The following is an 18,351-nucleotide window of genomic DNA, read 5'->3' as shown; positions in this document are numbered from 1 at the left end:
CTTCGAGGTAGTCAAATTAAGTCCGGCTCCGCCGGCCAAACGCCGGAACAGCCACTGGGCGCCCTCCTCCCTTGGGCTGATGAGTATATACACCATCCCGCTGACAGATTTCAATATCTGTCAGACAATATTTTGTGAAATGACAGCGATCCTCCCGGGCAAGCCCCCGGCTGATGGGCGCTACAACGTTCCGTGAGCAGCGGGGGCGATCTGCCAATCCGCGCCTATGTCTCGCTCGGGGCTACCTGGGAGAGACTTGCATGGACCGGCCAGTGACCTTGAAGGAGATCGCCAAGATCACCGCGGGCGCGGTGGTCTCGCTTGTCATTGTCGGGTGGCTGATGGTTCTTGCGATCGCATTCCTGACGGTGCTGTGAGCCCGCCTCGACGCGCCGGCCCCTCGCCGTACCTTGCCACCGGAATCGAAAGGGGCCGCTTCACGCAGCGGCCCCTTTGCCGGGAAAAATGGCTTGGGGATAAAATCTAGCCCCGGTTAGCTCCAAGAGTACACGCTTCAGGCAATTGAGGAATTCCGGATGATTACTGTCCATCCCGCTGACTGATTATTCCCGATCCCTATTTTTGTGCCACCCTCCCGGGGAGGCATCCCGCTATCGCTGCTCGTCCTTGGGCGGCATCCGGGGCGGCGGCAGCGGCGTGAACACCGACCCTTGCGCGCCGGCCGGCGGGGCCACGAACGTCCCCGTCGTGGAATCACCGCCGGTCGTCTCCAGGATCGTCTTCGGCGTGATGTACTCCCTGACGAAGTCCATGATGGTGCCGTCGCCGCCGCCGAAATCCGCCGCCCGTCCGCCTTGCGGGTGCCCGGCCTTGATCTCGTTCTCGGCGGTGTGGGTCTGCTCCGCCAGCGCGTCGCTATAGGGAATGCGGAAAGCGCGCGGGATCGCGCTCGGCCGGTTGTCCTCGTCAAGCTCCTCGACCCAGAGATAGATCGAGCCGGGGTCGCCCTCCAGCGAATGCGGCTCCACGATCCGCGTCGACAGCAGCTTGAAATTCGCCGGCAATTTTTCCGCGGACGCCCAGCCGAGCAGATCGCGCATGCCGCCGAAGCTGACGAAATAGAACGCGCTGGTCACGACGATGACGACAGCCTTCAGCGACCAGTGCAGCCGCGCATAGACCAGCACGATCAAGAGCAGCGCACCGACCACCGCGTATGCGACCGCAAGCGTGAGGATCACCGACTGCAAGCTAATCATTGCGGAGCACCCTGACGCCGGATTTCGGGACGCCGGTGTTCGGATCGAGGTCGCCGCCGTTGCGCCAGCTGCTGCGGAAGGTCTCGAGCAGCGATTTCGGCCGCCGGTCGACGTTGATCACCTTGCCCTCGGCATCGAGACGAAACCTGACCGCGGTCTTCTCGTCGCCGGTGTGATCGACGGTCAGCTTGTCGTCGAAGATCACCTGCGCGGTCGGATTGAGCTTCTGCACCTTCACATTGGCCTGCACTGGCTGGCCGGTCGTCGCCTGGAAATGCGAGACGTTGACGGTGTATTCGCCGGCGACGACGCCGCGCAGCGTGACGATCTCCTCGCGGATCGGCGATGCGATCTTTTTGCCGTTGACCACGATGAAGTCGTTGGCGCCGCCGCGGTCGTCGCGATCGAGCGTCAGGAAGCCGGCCTCGCGATGCCGGTACCAGGCGATGTTGCCGGCCGGATCCTGCACGAACAGGTCGAGATCGTCAGGATGGTTGTCCGGCCAGTCCATCGTGATGATGAACTCCGCCTTGGATTCGATCTTGCCTTCCTTGGAGTCCGGCGACACCGCAAGCAGCGCCAGGAAGAACAGGAAGGCGATGACCTGCAGCGCCTTGAACAGCATCACGCCGAGCGGATCGAACGGCTCCTCACGCGGATAGAGCCCGAACTCATCCATCATGACGGCGTACCGAGGCGACGTTCCAGGGCCGGCGTGACGTGCGTCTCGGTCAGCACGACGGCGTCGGAAAACACCCGCTGGGTCGCGGAATCGAGCATGTAGTACTGGATCCGGACCAGGATCGATCCGATCAGCCCGGCCAGCGTCGTGTACATCGCGACCGCCATGCCGTCGCTCATCAGGCCCATCGACGATTTCATCGCGACCTTGTCGGCGGCATCCAGCGAAGCGATCGGCGCCAGCATGATGATGAAGCCGATGATGGTGCCGAGCAGGCCGAGCTTCATCAGCGTGTCGGAGACGAAGGCGCCGAAGCCGTTGGACCCGCGCAGCCGGTCCGCCAGCGTCCGCAGCAGCAGGGTCTGGTCGATGCGCCCCTTGGCCTGCGCCTCGGCCTTCTGCACCAGGCTCTTGATGTGATCGGTGACGAGCCCGCCGGGCAGGCCGCGGGCATTTGATGCGAGCGCCCCTGATGCAAGGATCTTGGCGCCATCTGGCGCGGCGAGGATGGTGCGGCAGGAGCGCGCGACCTCGCCTTCCCGCGCGATCGCCCGCGTCCGCCAGAAGCAATGGATGCAGGTGACGATGTAAAGGACGGCGATGACGCTGGAAATGTAGGTGCGGTCGGAACTGATCATGAGGCGGATCAGCCCGTAGCGCCACAGCAGGAATGCGGCGAACACCGAAAGGCCGGTGAAGATCATCCAGAGCAGCAGGGCGCTGCGCTCCGCCGCGTCCGTGCCGGCCGATGCGGCCGCGACGTCGACCTTGGCATCCATGCTGCGTGAGCTCCCTGTGTTCCGTGAGGCGCGGCGCGGGCCTCACCTTCCGTTAGAGCAGAGCCGGCCTGCGCCGTCCAAAGACATCTGCCCAGATTCCGTCAGGCAAATTTCCCGACCTGCATAGCTTCGCATGCTTGCGATTGGCGGGGAACAGCGGTGCTGTTAGCATCGCACCTCTCGTTTGAGCATGACCAGCCGCTTCTCTCCGTTCCGGATCATGCTCTGGCCGTGGAGTGATCGCATGCGCCTTGTGCTTCAACTGGTCGCCCGCCTGCTCGTGATCGTCGCGCTATGCCTCGGCGCGGCCACCGTCTGGGCCACGATCGACGCCTATCGCAGTGTCGATCGTGCCACGCAGGCATCCGCCGAGCGGGTTTCGCAATCGCTCGAGGCGCTGTACTGGCGCGAATTGCTGCTGCGCAGCAACCGGATGCGCGAGCAATTGCTGCCGGCACCGGACTGGCGCACCATCGAAACCATGGGCCTGATCGCGCCCGGGATCTGCGTGCAGTTCGAACCGGCCGGCGCCTTCGAGAAGCCGCTCTGCGGCCAGAGCAAGGGGATCGGCAAGGCGCCGCCGCGCTGGTTCGCGGCCACCGTGCAGATGATACTCGGCGATCACGCCACCGTGGAGCGGCCGATCAGCGCCCGCGCCGCGACCGCGGGAACCGTCCGCGCCATCGCCGATCCGGACGCCGCGATCGCGCTCGCCTGGCAGCACATTCTCGACAACATCCATGTCGCGCTGTTGATGGCCCTCGCCATCGCGCTGCTCGCTTCGCTTGCGATCGCGCACACGCTGGCGCCCGCCCACTCGATCGTGTCGGCGCTGCGGCGGATGGCCGACGGCGAGTACCGTACGCCGCTGCCGCGCGTCCGCTCGATGGAGCTCGCGATGATCGGGCGCGCCGTCAGCGATCTCGGCGACCGCCTCGCGCTTGCCGAGGAGGAACGCACGGTGCTGACCAGGCGGCTGCTCGAAATCCGCAACGACGAACGCCGCACGCTGGCGCGCGAGCTGCACGATGAGTTCGGCCAGAATCTCACCGCGATCCTCGCCTTCGCCAACACGATCGAGGCAAGCGCCGGAGACAAGTACGCCGCCGGCACCGAAATTGCGCAGGATGCACGGATGATCTCGCAGGCGACGCGCCGCATCATGGCGTGCCTGCGCGATACACTGAACCGGCTGCGCCATCCGCCGGCCGAAGAGCTCGGGCTGGAGGCAAGCCTCGTCGATCTCGTCGACAGCTGGCGGTCGCGCACGGCGCAGCCGATGATCCAGCTCGATCTGCAGGGCGACCTTGCCGACATCAGCGGCACGGTCGCCGCCACCGCCTATCGCGTCGCGCAGGAATGCCTGACCAATGCGCTGCGCCACAGCTCGGCGCGCGAGATCGTGCTGCGGATCGAGCGGCGCACCGGAAGCGAGAACGCCCTGCTGGTGCGCGTCGAGGACGACGGCGGCGGCGATGCGGCCAAGGTGGCGCAATCCGCGGGCTTCGGCCTCACCGGCGTCAGCGAACGCGTCACCGCCCTCGGCGGCTCGCTGTCGATCGCGCGCGCCAGCCGCGGCCTGTCGGTCGCCGCCACGATCCCGCTCGCCGCCTGAGATGACAACCGTGACGACGACAACGGCGAAGATTCGGGGCATCTCGATCCTGCTGGTGGACGATCATCCGGTGGTCCGCCAGGGCTACCGGCGCGTGCTCGAGCATCAGGACGATTTCCACGTGGTCGCCGAAGCCGACAACGCCGCCAGTGCCTATCGCGCGTTCAAGTCGCACCAGCCGGACGTGGTGGTGATGGATATCTCGATGCCGGGTGCGAGCGGACTGGAAGCGATCCGCAACATCCGCGCCCGCGACGCCGACGCGCGCATCCTCGTCTTCAGCATGCACAGCGAGGCGGCCCAGGTGAAAGCGGCATTCGGCTCCGGCGCCAGTGGCTTCGTCACCAAGGGCAGCGAACCGGCCGAGCTGATCGCGGCGATCCGCTCGGTGGCGCGCGGCGAGCATGCGATGAGCGACGACGTCGCCCGCGTGCTGGCGATGGAAAGCCTGGTGCCGACCCGATCGGCGCTCGACCAGCTCGGCGAGCGCGAGATCGAAATCCTCCGGCAGCTGGCCGCCGGCAGCACCAAGGAGCAGATCGCCGCCAACCTCAACCTCAGCACCAAGACCGTGCAGAACTATCACTACCTCATCAAGGCCAAGACCGGCATGCGGACCGACGCCCAGCTGGTCCGCCTCGCCGTCGAATGCGGGCTGGCGAATTTGTAGCCCGTTCCCGTAGCCCGGGTGAGCGCAGCGACACCCGGGGCTGGTTGTGCATATCCCCGGATATCGCTTGCGCTCATCCGGGATACTGACGCCATTCCCGCGTGACAAGTCGGCGGGTTACGCTACGCTGACCCGCCCACCAAAGTTCACAAGAAACGGACGCTCCCCATGCCCATCGTCCATCGCGTTGCCGCCCTCTCGGATGAAATGGCCGCCTGGCGCCATGACTTCCATGAGAATCCCGAACTGCTCTACGAAGTCCACCGCACCGCCGGCATCGTCGCCGACAGACTGCGCGAGTTCGGCTGCGACGAGGTGGTGACGGGGATCGGGCGCACCGGCGTGGTCGGCGTGATCCGCGGCCGCAAGTCCACTTCGGGAAAGACCATCGGCCTGCGCGCCGACATGGACGCGCTGCCGATCGCGGAGGCCTCGGGCGTCGCCTACGCCTCGAAGATTCCCGGCAAGATGCACGCGTGCGGCCATGACGGCCACACCGCAATGCTGCTCGGCGCCGCCAAATATCTCACCGAGACGCGCAATTTCGACGGCACCGCGGTCGTGATCTTCCAGCCCGCCGAGGAAGGCGGCGCCGGCGGCAAGGCGATGGTCGACGACGGGCTGATGACCCGGTGGGGCATCCAGGAGGTCTACGGCCTGCACAACATGCCCGGCCTGCCCGAGGGTTACTTCGCGACGACGCCGGGCCCGATGCTGGCCTCGTCAGACACGTTGAAGATCGTGGTCCACGGCAAGGGCGGCCACGCCGGCGCCGCCCCGCACGAGGCGGTCGACAGCGTGCTGATCGGCGCCCAGATCATCAATGCGCTGCAGTCGATCGTATCGCGCAATGTCGACCCGCTGAAATCGGCGGTCATCTCGATCACCATGTTCGAGGCCGGCACCGCGTTCAACGTGATCCCGGAGACCGTGACGCTGGGCGGCACCGTGCGCACGCTCGATCCCGGTGTGCGCGACCTGGTCGAGCGCCGGATCGGCGAGGTCGCCTCCAGCATCGCCAAGGCCTATGGCGGCTCGGCCGAGACGGATTATGGACGCATGTATCCGGTGACGTTGAACCACGCGCGCGAGGCCGGCGTCGCCGCCGAGGTCGCCCGCGATGTGGTCGGCGCCGACCGCGTCAACGACAATCTGGTGCCGGTGATGGGCGCCGAGGATTTCGCCTTCATGCTGGAAGCGCGACCCGGCGCGTTCGTCTTCCTCGGCATGGGCGACGGTCCGATGTGCCACCACCCCGCCTACAAGTTCAACGACAACATCCTCGGCCACGGCGCCTCCTACTGGGTGCGGCTGGTCGAGAAGCAGATGCCGGCGGGCTAGCGCCGCTCGTGCAGCCACGGTCCGGTCGCCCGCTTCGCGACCGGGCCGCCAGCTTTCACAAGCGCGGCTGCTGCTGCGTCACGCAGTGGATGCCGCCGCCACCGGCGGCGATGCCGTCGATATCGAGCTGGATGATTTCCCGGTCCGGGTACAGGTCGCGCAGCTTGTCGCGCGCGTTGCGGTCCGCTGCCGCATCACCGAATTCCGGCGCGATCACGGCACCGTTGCAAACGTAGAAATTGATGTAGCCGGCGGCGAAGCCGTCGTCGTTTCCGTACTTTGGACGGACCGTCGACGGTCCCTGCAACTCCACGACCTTCAGGTGTCGACCTCTTGCGTCTGTCGACTTGCGCAGGATTGCCAGGTGTTCTCTCGTCACCTCGTAATCGTCGAACGACGTATCCATCTCCAGGCCCGCGACAACGACGCCCGGGCTGGTGAAGCGCGCGTAGAAATCGGTATGGCCGTCGGTAATGTCGTCTTTGTTGTGACAGCCGGGTAGCCAGATGATCTTGTCCAGTCCGAGCAGGCGAGACAATTCGTCTTCGCATTTCGCCTTGGGGACGTCGGGATTGCGATTTGGGTTGAGGACGCAGCTCTCGGTGATGATGGCCGTCCCCTCGCCGTCGACCTCGATCCCGCCGCCTTCCAGCACCAGATCGGCCTTCAAGAAGATTGCCTGCGCGGCTCCGGCCAGATGCTCTGCCACCTTGGCATCGCGTGCATATAGATGCTGCTTGCGTGCATACGGTTGCGGCTTGTTGCCCCAGCCGTTGAAATTGAACCCGACGGCGCCGAGCTGCCCGGCCGGATTGGTCACGAAGACCGGTCCGGTATCGCGCAGCCACACATCATCGAGCGGTTGAACGACGAGGCTGACCGAGGGACCGCACAGCCGCGCGGCGATGTCGTAGTCCTCCTCGCGCACGAGCATCTTCACCGGCTCATAGACCGCGATTGTCTTGGCAACGCTGGCGAGATTATTTCTGATGACGGGAAGCAGCTTCGTGCCCCAGAGCTCCACGTCGGCGCCAAAGGCCATCCAGGTGGCGGCATGCGGGGCGCCCTCGTCCGGCATGCGCCAGTTCGTTTGATGTCGTGCAGAATCGTTCATGAGCATTCGAACCGCGATGGCCGCCCCCGTTCGTCACAGGGTAGCGCAGGTGTCCCCGCGCGGGCGACCATTTTTGGAACGCACAGAGCCGGCCGCCCCCGCCTAGCGGGCGGGGTCGACCTCGCTTGTCCCCACCATCCGCGCGGCGACACGGTCGCGCTTGACGAAGTGGTGGAGGGCGACCGCGGCGAGGTGCAGCACGATCAGCGCCAGCAAGACATAGGCGAAGAAGATGTGGCGATCCTCAAAGGCATCCGCCGCCGCCTTGTCGGGCGAGGTGATCTGGGGAACGTGAAACAGGCCGAAGAAGCTCGAATAATCCTGGGCGCGGGCGCCGGAATGCGCCCACCCCAGCATCGCCACCAGGAGGGTGACGGCGTAGAGCGCGCCGTGGCTGACCCGGGCGGCGATCCGCTGCCAGGAGGGCATCTCGGCCGGCAGCGCCGGCGTCGGGTTGACGCCGCGCCAGACCAGCCGCAGCACGGTGAGCAGCAGCACCAGGTAGCCGATATCGGCGTGGATCGAGCGGTAGAAGAACTTGTCCGCCCGCGCCGGGACGTGGTTCATCCACCAGCCATAGGCCAGCATGCCGATGATGGCGATGCCGAGCACCCAGTGGAACGCGCGGGCGAGCGAGCCCCAGCTCGCGGCGGTATTGCGGATCATGTCGCGTGGCCCCCTTGCGGCCGCATTTTTGGATTTCACACGTCGCAGCAATAGTTTGCCGTGATACTTGCAGCTATCGGTCAAGGCCATGTGAAATTCCCGGCTTCACCGCCTTTTGTCGGCCGAAGCGGCCGGATAGCCAAAAACAACTGAATGGTAACCCTGCTTCGGATAGAGTTTTCGCGTGTCCACTCCCCCGACCATCCTTGTGTTCGATTCCGGCCTCGGCGGCCTCACCGTGCTGCGCGAGATCGTCCGCGCCCGGCCCGACGCGCATTACGTCTATGTCGCCGACGACGCCTTTTTCCCCTATGGCCACCACGGCGAGGACGAGATCATCGCCCGTGTGGTGCCGCTGGTCGGTGAGCTGATCGCGGCCCACGCGCCCGACCTCGTCGTGATCGCCTGCAATACGGCATCCACCCTGGTCATGTCGCATCTGCGCGACGCCTATCCTTTGCCCTTCGTCGGCACCGTGCCGGCGATCAAGCCGGCCTGCGCCTCGTCGAAAACGAAGCGCGTGTCGGTGCTCGGCACAAGGGGCACCGTGAAGCGCGAATATACCCGCAAGCTGATCTCGGACTTTGCGCAGGGCTGCGAGGTGACGCTGGTCGGCTCCGGCGAGCTCGCCTCGCTGGCGGAGGCCGCCCTCAGCGGCGCGAGCGTGCGTGACGAGGATATCGCGGCCGAGCTCGCGCCCTGCTTCGTCGGCGATGGCGCCCACGACCCCACCCGCACCGACACCGTCGTGCTCGCCTGCACGCATTATCCGCTGCTGCTGGAACGCCTCAGGAGGCTCGCGCCCTGGCCGGTCGACTGGATCGATCCGGCGCCGGCGATCGCACGCCGCGTCGCCGACCTGCTCGGCCCTGCCGGCCACGAGAGCGACCAGGCCGGCGCCGAGATGATCTTCACCTCGAAGCGCCCGCACGCGCTGACGGAAGCCTTGACGCCATTCTTCGGCGGCCGCGTCCCGGCCTGATCCTTTTCGCCGTCACAACGCGCTGCTAGCCTCTGCTCTCCTTCGAAGGAGGACCGAATTTGACCGCAGCCCCGCTGACGCCGCTCAATCGCCTGCGCGAGGCGTGGCGCGACAAGCGCCCGACCTTCGGCGCGATCGCGACCATTCCGAGCATCCAGACCGTGCAGATCATGGCGCAGTCGCTGGACTGGATCATCGTCGATCTCGAGCACGGGCCGATCGATCTCGGCACCGCCCATGCGATGATCGTGGCGACCTCGGGCACGCCCTGCGTGCCGATGGTGCGGATCGCCGCCAACGAGCCGCATCTCGCCAAGGCACCGATGGACATCGGTGCGCTCGGCATCAATTTTCCGATGATCTGCAACGCAAGCGATGCGGTGAAGGCGGTGCGCAGCGTGCGCTATCCGCCGCAAGGCGACCGGCTCTGGGGACCGTTCCATGCGCCGTTCCGCTGGGGCGTCTCGATGAACGACTACATGGCGACCGCTGACGACGACATGATCTGCATGATCACGATCGAGCACGTCGATGCCGTGAACCGCATCGACGAGATCATGGCGACACCGGGCATCGACCTCGCGGTGATTGGACCCGGCGATCTCGCCACCTCGATCAACAAGCGCGGTCTGCCCGACGATCCCGAAGTGGTCGCGCTGATGCAGCGCGCCGAACAAGGCATCATGAAGAGCGGCGTGCCGATCGGCGGCGTCGCACGCACCGCCGAACAGGCCAATGCGATGATCGAGCGCGGCTACCTCGCGCTCGCGCTCGGCTTCGACTGGTCGCTGTTCCAGCGCGGCATTGCGGCCGCGTTCGCGGGGATCAAGCGGTAGGCGTCAAACGCGGCCGCGCGGCGCTCCGCTTGTTCACAGCTGCCGGCGAGCAGGTTCCAGTCACGTCGTGAAGGAACCGCGGGTGCAACTTCCGGCATCGCGCCTGCGACGGAGTGAACGATGCGTGTCGCCGATACAGCTCGTTCGCCTGAGTAGCTCATGAATAAGCTGCGCAAACCTGCGCTATTGGATGAACCGACTAATCCCAACGTCGCAAGTGCACATCACACATCGCCCGCTTTCCGCCGCGATTCCGCGCTGCTAGAGATTCGCGGGTTGGGAAGAAAATCCATGTTCAGGAAATTACTGCTTGGTCTCACCGTGATTGCCCTTGCCGGTGCCGGCGCTGCGCTGGCGCAGCAGAGCGGCATCAAGCGGACGGCGCTGCAGAAGGTCGATTTTCCGCCGGGCTACAACACGGTCACCGCGATCGCCGAGGTTCCGGCCGGGGGTGCGTCGGGACGTCACACCCGTCCCGGCGCTGAAACCGGCTATTTGCTCGAAGGCGAGCTCGAGCTTCTGATCGACGGCAAGCCGCCGCTGAAGCTGAAGGCGGGCGATTCCTACCAGATCCCGGAAGGCGCGGTGCACGACGCCAAGACGTCCGGCGACCAGCCGCTCAAGGTGCTCGGCGTCTATGTGGTCAAGGCCGGCGAGCCGTTGGCAAAACCAGCGCCGTGAGCAGAACCCCTTGGTCTCCGACCAGTTGGTTCATCTGAGCTTCAGGTGCGGCGAGCAACCATTTGAGCTCGCCGGGCCTTTGATTTTTTGCCTGTTTGCTAAGGAACTGAACCGAACGGATGCGCGGTAAATTTCGTCAAATTTCATTGCCGCGCCGTCTCGTCGCCGATCTGATGCATGCATCGGCCGGCGTGCCGCTGGTCTCCCTGAAGCGCACCCTGAACGTGCGGGCAATCGTCGAGGCTCGTGCACGTGCGGCGCAGGCACCGGGCTGGGCCGCCATCTTCGTCAAGGCATTCGCGCTGGTCGCCAGGACCGAGCCAACCTTGCGCACGCTGCACGTCAAATGGCCCTGGCCTTGCCTCTACGAGTTGCCGCGCAGCGTCGGCATGGTGGCGATTGCCCGCGTCGAGAAGGGCGAGGACTGTGTGCTGTTCGAGCGCGTCTGTGCCGCCGACGAGATGCCGCTCGCCGAGGTCGACGCGCTCATCCGCCGCGCCAAGACCGCGCCGCTGCACGAAATTCCCTCGTTCCGCAAAATGCTCTGCGTGACCCGCCTGCCGCTTCCGCTGCGCCGCCTGGCGTGGGCGATCGGGATGAATTTTGGCCGGCAGCGCGCCAATTTCTGCGGCAGCTTTGGCGTGACCTCGGTCGCGGCCTATGGCCCCGGCGAATTGCACGCGCTGAGCCCCGGGCCATTCCTGTTGAGCTATGGCGTGATCAGGCCGGACCACACCGTCGACGTGGTGGTGCGCTGGGACCATCTGGTCTGCGACGCCGCCCTGATCGCGCAGACCTTGATCCGCCTCGAGCAGGTGCTGGGCGGCGAAATCGCCGCCGAACTGGGCGCGGGCCGGCCGCAAGCCGATGCCCGGCTGGTCCGGGCGGCCGGAAGCCGCCTCTAACGGACGAAATTGGCCAATTTTGACGCCGATTCGGCCCAAAATGCCCTGCGTTTTGTTTGACAGAACCGGACTTTCTCCTTAAGACCACCTTGCTCGCGGGCCGGTTTCGGCCCGCGATGCGTTTCGCGACCCGTGGTCCTCCCCGAGCTTTCGAGGCGGACCTGTCGGTACAGGCCTTTTGGCCGGTACACAGGAGGGCGCGTCTCCTCAAACCCTAGACTGACAAAACGCCGGGCGCTGGGTGCGACGGCTGTACAAAGAGGACGCGATGACAAAGCGCAGTGAGGCGAAGTACAAGATCGATCGCCGCATGGGCCAGAATATCTGGGGCCGCCCGAAGAGCCCCGTGAACCGCCGCGAATACGGCCCCGGCCAGCACGGCCAGCGCCGCAAGGGCAAGCTCTCCGACTTCGGCGTGCAGCTGCGCGCCAAGCAGAAGCTCAAGGGCTACTACGCCAACATTTCCGAGCGCCAGTTCCACGGCATCTATGTCGAAGCCAGCCGCCTGAAGGGCGACACCGGCGAGAACCTGATCGGCCTCCTGGAGCGCCGTCTCGACACCGTGGTCTACCGCGCCAAGTTCGTCTCCACGATGTTCGCCGCGCGCCAGTTCATCAACCACGGCCACATCAAGGTGAACGGCCGCAAGGTCAACATCGGCAGCTACAAGCTGAAGGTCGGCGACCTCATCGAGGTCAAGGACTCCTCCAAGCAGCTGACGCCGGTGCTGGAAGCGGCCCAGCTCCCTGAGCGTGACGTGCCCGACTTCATCGAGGTCGATCACTCCAAGATGACCGCGACGTTCGCGCGCACCCCCGGCCTCTCGGACGTGCCATTCCCGGTGCAGATGGAGCCGCATCTGATCGTCGAATTCTATTCGCGCTGATCACTGCAGCATTGCGATATCCGAAAGGCCCCGGTTTTGCCGGGGCCTTTTTGTTTGCCCACAAGACGACTATGATATTCGGGACTTGGCAGATGACTGCCCGTTGAGGTTTCTTGCCGATGACCCGGTTACTGGAACAGGCCTTCGAGACAGTTTCAAACTTGCCTGACACAGAGCAGGACGAGCTCGCGCGCATCATGCTGCAGCTTGCCGGCGTCGACCAACCACCGCTTCAGCTCGCGCCGGAAGAAGACGCCGATCTGGCTGAAGCCGACTCCGAGATTGCACGCGGCGAGCTGGCAACGGCCGAGGAAGTCCGTGCGATGTGGGCAAAGCACGGGCTGTGAACGTCCGTTACACGCGACGCGCTCTTGTTCAGATTGATCATGCACTCTCCTATATCGAGACACGATCGCCCCAGGGGGCGGTCGACGTGCGGGACCGCATCTTGGCACTTGTCACGCTGCTGCAAGAGCAGCCGCGTGCAGGGCGCCCGACAAGCCGCTCAGGCGTCCGCCGGCTTTCGGCGACACCTTATCCCTACCTGATCGACTATCGCGTGACGCCCACCGAGATCATAATTATGCGGTTTCGTCACGCTGCCCGGAGGCCTATACGCTAGCGGCGATTCCGCACGCCAGCGGAGCGATGAGGAAAGCCCATGCACTACACCCCTGCCCGGCCCGATCCCAAGGCCCCGCCCGTCCGCATCAACCTTCTGTCCGATACGCAGACCAGGCCGACGCCGGCGATGCGCGAGGCGATGGCGAAGGCGGAGGTCGGCGACGAGCAGGTCGGCGACGATCCGACCACCAATGAGCTCTGCGCCCGCGTCGCCGATCTGCTCGGCAAGGAGGCCGCCGTGTTCATGCCGTCGGGCACGATGTGCAACGTCGCGGCGACGCTGGCCTATTGCCGCCCCGGCGACGAGATTTTGGCGCATGCGACCGCGCATATCATCGCGCGCGAGGGCGGCGCCCATGCCGCGCTCGGCGGTTTCCAGATCACGCAGCTGCCGGGTGATGACGGCCAGTTCACGCCTGAGACCTTCCAGGCCGCGCTGCATCCGCGCACCCGCTACCAGCCGCCGCAGGTGCTCGTCAGCGTCGAGCAGACCGCCAATATCGGTGGCGGCACGATCTGGAAGAAGGCGGTGCTCGACGAGGTCGTGCGCATCGCCAAGGCCCACGGCCTTGTCACCCACATGGACGGCGCGCGGCTGCTCAATGCGACCGTGGCGTCCGGCATCACGCCGCGCGAAATGACGGCGGGCTGGGATTCCGCCTGGATCGATTTCTCCAAGGGCCTCGGCGCGCCGATCGGCGGCGTGATCGCCGGCACCCGGGCCTTCATCGACGATGTCTGGCGCTGGAAGCAGCGGCTCGGCGGCTCGATGCGGCAGTCCGGCGTCTGCGCCGCCGCCTGCATCCATGCGCTCGATCACCATGTCGACCGCCTCGCCGACGACCACGCCAATGCCCGGGCGCTGGCGCGCGGCCTGTCGCAGATCAACGGCATCGCGGTGCAGACGCCGGAGACCAACCTTGTGTTCTTCAAGCCCGACGGTGCCGGGGTATCAGGCGACAAGATGGTCGCCGAGCTGCGCAAGCGCGGCGTGACGCTGGCGATGATGGACGGCCGGATCAGGGCCTGCACGCATCTCGATGTCACGGCAGCGATGATCGAGGAAGCGATCGGACACGTCAGGGACATCGTGCGCGCGGCGTAACTCCCGTAGCCCGGATGGAACTGCACGAAATCCGGGCTGCCAAACTACGGCAGCCGCTTTCCGACATGGTCAGTTCCTTCCTGGTGAAGGGTCACTTGCATTGCCGCGTTCCGACCGTCCGTGTCGAATGACAGCACGGCATCGACGACTTTGAAAAAGAACTTGCGATCGCTGGTGGCGAAGATTTCACGCCGCTCCTGCCCTGTCGCCTCGCTGAACAGGCGATTGCCCTCCCTCGTGACGCGGATCGAAAATTCCGGCGTGAACCGATAGGTTCCGACCAGACGATCCAGCGCCTGCGGGCTCACTGCAATGAACTTGCCGACCTTGGCCTGGCGATCCGGCCAGCGGTACTCGGCCGCGATGCTGCGCAGGATCTAGTCGACGAGGATCCGACCGCCCCAACCATTCGTCATCACGACGGCACCATCGCCGTTCTCGAAAATGACCATGGTGTCGATGAAGCCCTCGTTCACCCCGTTGTGCCAGAATTGCCGGTTCGGCGCCGAGCCGCGAACCAGCCAGCCCAGCCCGCGTCGTCCGATCCCAGGGGGTAGCCCGTCGGCACTACCGAGTACCGGCGAGAGCATCGCGGCCGTCATCGATTGCGACAGAACGGGATTGCTCCGACCGGCTAACGAATCCAACACGCCGAGCAAGAGACGGGCGAGATCGGTCGGCGTCGTCCATAATCCCGCGGCGGCCAGTTCGGGATAGACATGCGGGCCGCCAGGCACCGGCGCGCCGTCCGACCGGTACGGTGTGGCGGCCATCGTCAAACGATCCGCAGGCAATGGTTGCGCAAAGCTGGAATGCGTCATCCCGAAAGGCTTGAGGACGACGTCGTCGAGCAGCGCGGGAAACGGCCGTCCCGTCACATCGACGAGCAGTTGCTGAACGATCGTGTAGCCGCTGCCGGAATAGCGGTCCTGCTTGCCGGGCTCGTGCTCGACCCGGACAGGCGCGCTGTTCGCAGGCGGCGTGCCGTCGAGAATCTGGAGGAGCGAGGGGACCGGCTGGCCCGCCTGATAGCCCGGGTAGAACGGCACGTTGGTCCCGGCCGTATGGCTCAGCAACCGCCGAACTGTCACCCGAGATTGGGGATACGGATAGTCCGGAATCTTCCAGCTCTTGAGCGCAGTGTTGACGTCCGCATCGAGATCGAGCTTGCCAGCCTGGGCCAGCGCCAGAGCAGCAATGGCGGTCACCGGCTTGCTGATCGAGGCCGCCTGGAACAGCGTTTCCGGCACCACGGGCGGACCGCCGATGGCGACCGAGCCAAAGCCGCGCACCCATTCGATGGCGCCGCCGTGAATCACCGCGATGCTGACACCGGGAACGTGCAGCTCGTTCATGCGATCGGCAAGCGTCATTGGCGCATCGCCGTCGACGACGATCGCCGTCCTCAGGCCGTTCAAGACATGGTCGATCCGCTGCATGACGTCGGCATCACTGGGGCGGCGAGGTTCTTCGGCCAGAACAGGCCAGCACGCAGTCATGGCTGCAGACGTGACGGCCGCGAGGATGAGCTTGCGGAAAGTGAATGTCATCGCCTGCATGACCACCTCCGCGCGCCACGTCTACCGCCCCATCGCCCGGTAGATCAGCGTCTTCAGCTCCTGCTGGATTCGGCCGCGCTGCGACGGCGTCTGCACCATGAAGATCCCGAACAGGTCATCCGCGGGATCGATGAAGAAGAAGGTACCGCCGACGCCGTCCCAGCGATACTCGCCCAGCGGCCAGTCTGTGTTCGCCGGCACCGAGGTGCGGACCGCGAAGCCGAGGCCGAAGCCGGAATTCGGACCGGGATAGTAGTTCTGGTCGCGCACGACGCCGGTCTCCGGACCGATATGGTCCCTCGCCATCAGCGCGATGGTCTCCGGCTTCAGATAGCGCCTGCCCTCATAGCTGCCGCCATTCAGCAGCATCTGCGAGAAGCGCGCATAGTCGCCGATGGTGCCGACCATGCCGCCGCCGCCGGATTCCCATCGCAGCGGCTTGCGCGGATTGCGGACGTCGGCGACCGGACTGATAGTGCGATCCTTCGGCATCGGCTCGGCGATCAGCGGCCATTTCGCCCGGTCGGCGACATAGAACGCGGTCTCGTTCATCCCGAGCGGGCCGAGCAGCCGCTCCTTCTCGACCTGAAACAGCGATTTCCCCGTGATCACCTCGATGATGCGGCCGAGCACGTCGGTGGAATGGCCGTAGTCCCATTGCGTGCCGGGTTGTTCGGCGAGCGGCAATGCCGTAAGCCGCGCCACGAATTCGGCATTGTCGGGATCGTTGTTGAACAGGCCGGCATCGGCGTAGGTCTTGTTCACGACACCACCGCCGTAATAGCCGTAAGGCAGGCCGGCGGTGTGGCGCATCAGGTCTTCGATGGTGATGGGGCGCCTCAGCGGCTCCAGCGTCATCGCCATCTTGCCCTCATCGCCGCGCTTTTCCACCCCGACCTTCATATCGGCAAAGGCCGGGATATATTTCGACACCGGATCGCCGAGGGCGAGCTTGCCTTCCTCGACCAGCATCATCGCGATGACCGTGGTGATCGGCTTCGACATCGAATAGAGGCGGAAGATGGTATCGGCGCTCATCGAGAATTCAGTGGCGACATCGCGAACCCCGAACTTCTCGTAGTAGACCGGCTTGCCATGCTGCTGCAGCAGCAGGATCGCGCCCGGAATCTTTCCGGTCGCGACCTCGTTTCTGACATAGTCGGAAACCTTGGCGAGGCCTTCCGCCGAGAAGCTGTGCGCGGCCGGCCCCGCGGAGCCGGCCTTCGCAACCGTTGCGACCAACGCGAACGCGAGTGCCGCGACGAACGCGCGGCCCCCACGCGTGCAAGCGCATGAGCCGATCCGCCTGAATCGGATCATGCCGTCATTCCCTTCTTTTCAACGCGCTGCTTCACGCGAATCGGTATCCACTTCGCTCGAAAACGCTCTAGTTTTCCATGGCTTCATAGACGAGCTGCTTCAGCGTCCGCTGGATGCGCTGACGCTCGGTCGGCGTCTGCTCCAGCAGAACGAAGAAGAAGTCCTGCTTGCGGTCGATGACATAATAGCAGCCGCTGGCGCCGTCCCATTTCAGCTCGCCGAGATCGCCGGGCGGTGGTGGCTTCGCAGTGCCGGGATCGGTGCGCACCGCGATCCCAAGCCCGAAGCCGAAGCCGTCGCCGGGGAAGTAGAAAAAGTCGCGCTCGACGCCGGAGCCCGGTCCGACGCGGTCGGTCGTCAGCTCCTTGAACGTCTCGGGCTTCAGGATGGTCTTGCCGTCGAGGGTGCCGCCATTGAGCAGCATCTGCGCGAAGCGCGAATAATCCGCCATGGTCGAGACCATGCCGCCGCTGGCGGACTCCCATTTCTTGACCTTGGTCGGATCGTTGACCCGGCCGACCCGGAAGTCGCTGTCGTTCGGCATCGGCTCGGCCATCAGCTTCTGCTTCTCGGGATCGGTGACGAAGAAGCCGGTGTCCTTCATGCCGAGCGGATCGAGCAGCCTTTCGCGCTCGATCGTCGAGAGCTTCTCGCCGGTGGTCACCTCCATCACGCGCGCCAGAATGTCGGTGGAATGGCCGTATTGCCAGAGCGCGCCGGGCTGGTTGTGCAGCGGCAGCTTGGCGATCCGCTCGGCGAATTCGGCGAGATCAAAATCTCCGCCGTAGATATTGGCTTCCTTGTAGGCTTTGCGGACCAGGCTGTCGCCATAGAAGCCGTAAGTGATACCCGACGTATGCGTCATCAGATCGAGGATCGTGAGCGGCCGCTTTGGCGGCACCAGCTCCAGCGTCTTGGTGCCGTCCTCGGCCTTCTTCTCGACGCCGACCTTCACGTTGGCAAAGGACGGGATGTACTTCGAGACCGGATCGTCGAGCTTGTATTTGCCCTCCTGCAGCAGCTGCATTGAGACGACGGCGGTGATCGACTTGGACATCGAAGCCAGCCGGAAGATGGTCTTGTCCGTGATCGGCACCTTGCTGACCACATCCTGCACGCCGAAGGCCTCGTGATAGACCGGCTTGCCGTGCTGCTGGATCAAGACGATGGCGCCAGGAATCTTCCCGGTCGCGACCTCGTTCTTGAAGAACTCGCTGATCTTGGCGAGCTTGTCGCGGTTGAAATGCGCACCCGCCGGAATCTCGTAGGTGCCCTCGGTGTGCGGGTACGCCGGCGCCGCCAGCACCACCGCGGCGGCCGCGGCCGCGCACGTCAAACGAAATGAATGCATTTGGATTATCCCTCC

Annotated in this window: 20 protein-coding genes; 11 read left to right on the top strand and 9 right to left on the bottom strand. The window is 65.1% G+C overall.

Annotated elements, in window-relative coordinates; all coding sequences use genetic code 11:
* Positions 1-611: 611 nt before the first annotated feature.
* The 3 genes from J2R78_RS30975 to J2R78_RS30965 are packed head-to-tail and all read right to left on the bottom strand — an operon-like array spanning position 612 to position 2,681.
* Complete coding sequence (locus tag J2R78_RS30975; protein ID WP_253607961.1) at positions 612-1,220, bottom strand: hypothetical protein; 609 nt, start codon at positions 1,218-1,220, stop codon at positions 612-614.
* Positions 1,213-1,902 (bottom strand): hypothetical protein, encoded by a 690-nt coding sequence (locus J2R78_RS30970; RefSeq protein WP_076828495.1) that lies wholly within the window; start codon positions 1,900-1,902, stop codon positions 1,213-1,215. Before J2R78_RS30970 ends, J2R78_RS30975 begins: the two co-directional genes overlap by 8 nt.
* Positions 1,899-2,681 carry a MotA/TolQ/ExbB proton channel family protein gene (locus J2R78_RS30965; protein WP_253607960.1) on the bottom strand — a complete coding sequence of 261 codons (783 nt, stop codon included), beginning with the start codon at positions 2,679-2,681 and terminating at the stop codon, positions 1,899-1,901. Before J2R78_RS30965 ends, J2R78_RS30970 begins: the two co-directional genes overlap by 4 nt.
* 244 nt (positions 2,682-2,925) lie before the next feature.
* Between J2R78_RS30965 and J2R78_RS30960 the strand changes: the two genes are divergently transcribed.
* The 3 genes from J2R78_RS30960 to J2R78_RS30950 all read left to right on the top strand — a co-directional run bounded on the left by J2R78_RS30960 (position 2,926) and on the right by J2R78_RS30950 (position 6,307).
* A complete protein-coding gene (locus J2R78_RS30960; RefSeq protein ID WP_076828560.1) occupies positions 2,926-4,296 on the top strand; it encodes a histidine kinase in 1,371 nt (456 codons plus the stop codon).
* A gap of 1 nt (position 4,297) precedes the next feature.
* On the top strand, positions 4,298-4,966 hold the full coding sequence (locus tag J2R78_RS30955; RefSeq protein WP_253607959.1) for a response regulator transcription factor: 669 nt from the start codon (positions 4,298-4,300) through the stop codon (positions 4,964-4,966).
* A gap of 168 nt (positions 4,967-5,134) precedes the next feature.
* Complete coding sequence (locus J2R78_RS30950; protein ID WP_253607958.1) at positions 5,135-6,307, top strand: M20 aminoacylase family protein; 1,173 nt, start codon at positions 5,135-5,137, stop codon at positions 6,305-6,307.
* Positions 6,308-6,362: 55 nt separating this feature from the next.
* On the opposite strand, the gene J2R78_RS30945 is transcribed toward J2R78_RS30950, so the two are convergent.
* Together J2R78_RS30945 and J2R78_RS30940 are read right to left on the bottom strand one after the other, a co-directional pair.
* Entirely contained in the window at positions 6,363-7,385 is a 1,023-nt protein-coding gene (locus J2R78_RS30945) for an agmatine/peptidylarginine deiminase (RefSeq protein WP_057018413.1), read from the bottom strand.
* Positions 7,386-7,523: 138 nt separating this feature from the next.
* Positions 7,524-8,087, bottom strand: a complete 564-nt coding sequence (locus tag J2R78_RS30940; protein ID WP_253607957.1) for a cytochrome b — start codon at positions 8,085-8,087, stop codon at positions 7,524-7,526.
* 184 nt (positions 8,088-8,271) lie between these two features.
* Between J2R78_RS30940 and murI the strand changes: the two genes are divergently transcribed.
* The 8 genes from murI to J2R78_RS30900 all read left to right on the top strand — a co-directional run bounded on the left by murI (position 8,272) and on the right by J2R78_RS30900 (position 14,106).
* Positions 8,272-9,069 carry a glutamate racemase gene (gene murI / locus J2R78_RS30935; protein WP_057018411.1) on the top strand — a complete coding sequence of 266 codons (798 nt, stop codon included), beginning with the start codon at positions 8,272-8,274 and terminating at the stop codon, positions 9,067-9,069.
* A 59-nt stretch (positions 9,070-9,128) separates the two neighbouring features.
* The gene (locus tag J2R78_RS30930) at positions 9,129-9,905 is read left to right on the top strand and encodes an HpcH/HpaI aldolase/citrate lyase family protein (RefSeq protein ID WP_092088568.1); all 777 of its coding nucleotides are present in this window, start codon (positions 9,129-9,131) and stop codon (positions 9,903-9,905) included.
* 291 nt (positions 9,906-10,196) lie between these two features.
* Positions 10,197-10,586 carry a cupin domain-containing protein gene (locus J2R78_RS30925; protein ID WP_253607956.1) on the top strand — a complete coding sequence of 130 codons (390 nt, stop codon included), beginning with the start codon at positions 10,197-10,199 and terminating at the stop codon, positions 10,584-10,586.
* Positions 10,587-10,705: 119 nt separating this feature from the next.
* A complete protein-coding gene (locus J2R78_RS30920) occupies positions 10,706-11,491 on the top strand; it encodes an acyltransferase (protein WP_253607955.1) in 786 nt (261 codons plus the stop codon).
* Positions 11,492-11,759: 268 nt separating this feature from the next.
* Positions 11,760-12,377, top strand: coding sequence for a 30S ribosomal protein S4 (gene rpsD, locus J2R78_RS30915; protein ID WP_076828559.1), 618 nt, complete (start codon positions 11,760-11,762; stop codon positions 12,375-12,377).
* 119 nt (positions 12,378-12,496) lie between these two features.
* Entirely contained in the window at positions 12,497-12,724 is a 228-nt protein-coding gene (locus J2R78_RS30910; RefSeq protein ID WP_076828477.1) for a hypothetical protein, read from the top strand.
* Positions 12,703-12,999 carry a type II toxin-antitoxin system RelE/ParE family toxin gene (locus tag J2R78_RS30905; RefSeq protein ID WP_092088560.1) on the top strand — a complete coding sequence of 99 codons (297 nt, stop codon included), beginning with the start codon at positions 12,703-12,705 and terminating at the stop codon, positions 12,997-12,999. Before J2R78_RS30910 ends, J2R78_RS30905 begins: the two co-directional genes overlap by 22 nt.
* 39 nt (positions 13,000-13,038) lie before the next feature.
* Positions 13,039-14,106 carry a low specificity L-threonine aldolase gene (locus tag J2R78_RS30900; protein ID WP_253607954.1) on the top strand — a complete coding sequence of 356 codons (1,068 nt, stop codon included), beginning with the start codon at positions 13,039-13,041 and terminating at the stop codon, positions 14,104-14,106.
* Positions 14,107-14,150: 44 nt separating this feature from the next.
* Here J2R78_RS30900 and J2R78_RS30895 read toward each other — a convergent pair whose 3' ends face one another.
* From J2R78_RS30895 to J2R78_RS30880, 4 genes are all read right to left on the bottom strand, one after another.
* Entirely contained in the window at positions 14,151-14,414 is a 264-nt protein-coding gene (locus J2R78_RS30895) for a DUF3471 domain-containing protein (protein ID WP_253607953.1), read from the bottom strand.
* A gap of 69 nt (positions 14,415-14,483) precedes the next feature.
* Positions 14,484-15,665, bottom strand: a complete 1,182-nt coding sequence (locus J2R78_RS30890) for a serine hydrolase (protein ID WP_253607952.1) — start codon at positions 15,663-15,665, stop codon at positions 14,484-14,486.
* Between the two features lie 21 nt (positions 15,666-15,686).
* Complete coding sequence (locus J2R78_RS30885) at positions 15,687-16,985, bottom strand: serine hydrolase (RefSeq protein WP_253607951.1); 1,299 nt, start codon at positions 16,983-16,985, stop codon at positions 15,687-15,689.
* Positions 16,986-17,052: 67 nt separating this feature from the next.
* A complete protein-coding gene (locus J2R78_RS30880) occupies positions 17,053-18,336 on the bottom strand; it encodes a serine hydrolase (protein WP_176937136.1) in 1,284 nt (427 codons plus the stop codon).
* Positions 18,337-18,351 lie beyond the last annotated feature (15 nt).

This window comes from Bradyrhizobium sp. USDA 4538, assembly GCF_024171045.1.
In the GTDB taxonomy this organism is placed as follows: domain Bacteria; phylum Pseudomonadota; class Alphaproteobacteria; order Rhizobiales; family Xanthobacteraceae; genus Bradyrhizobium; species Bradyrhizobium australafricanum.
Note: the sequence above shows the minus strand (reverse complement) of the source record. Positions and strands in the feature narration are given on the sequence as shown.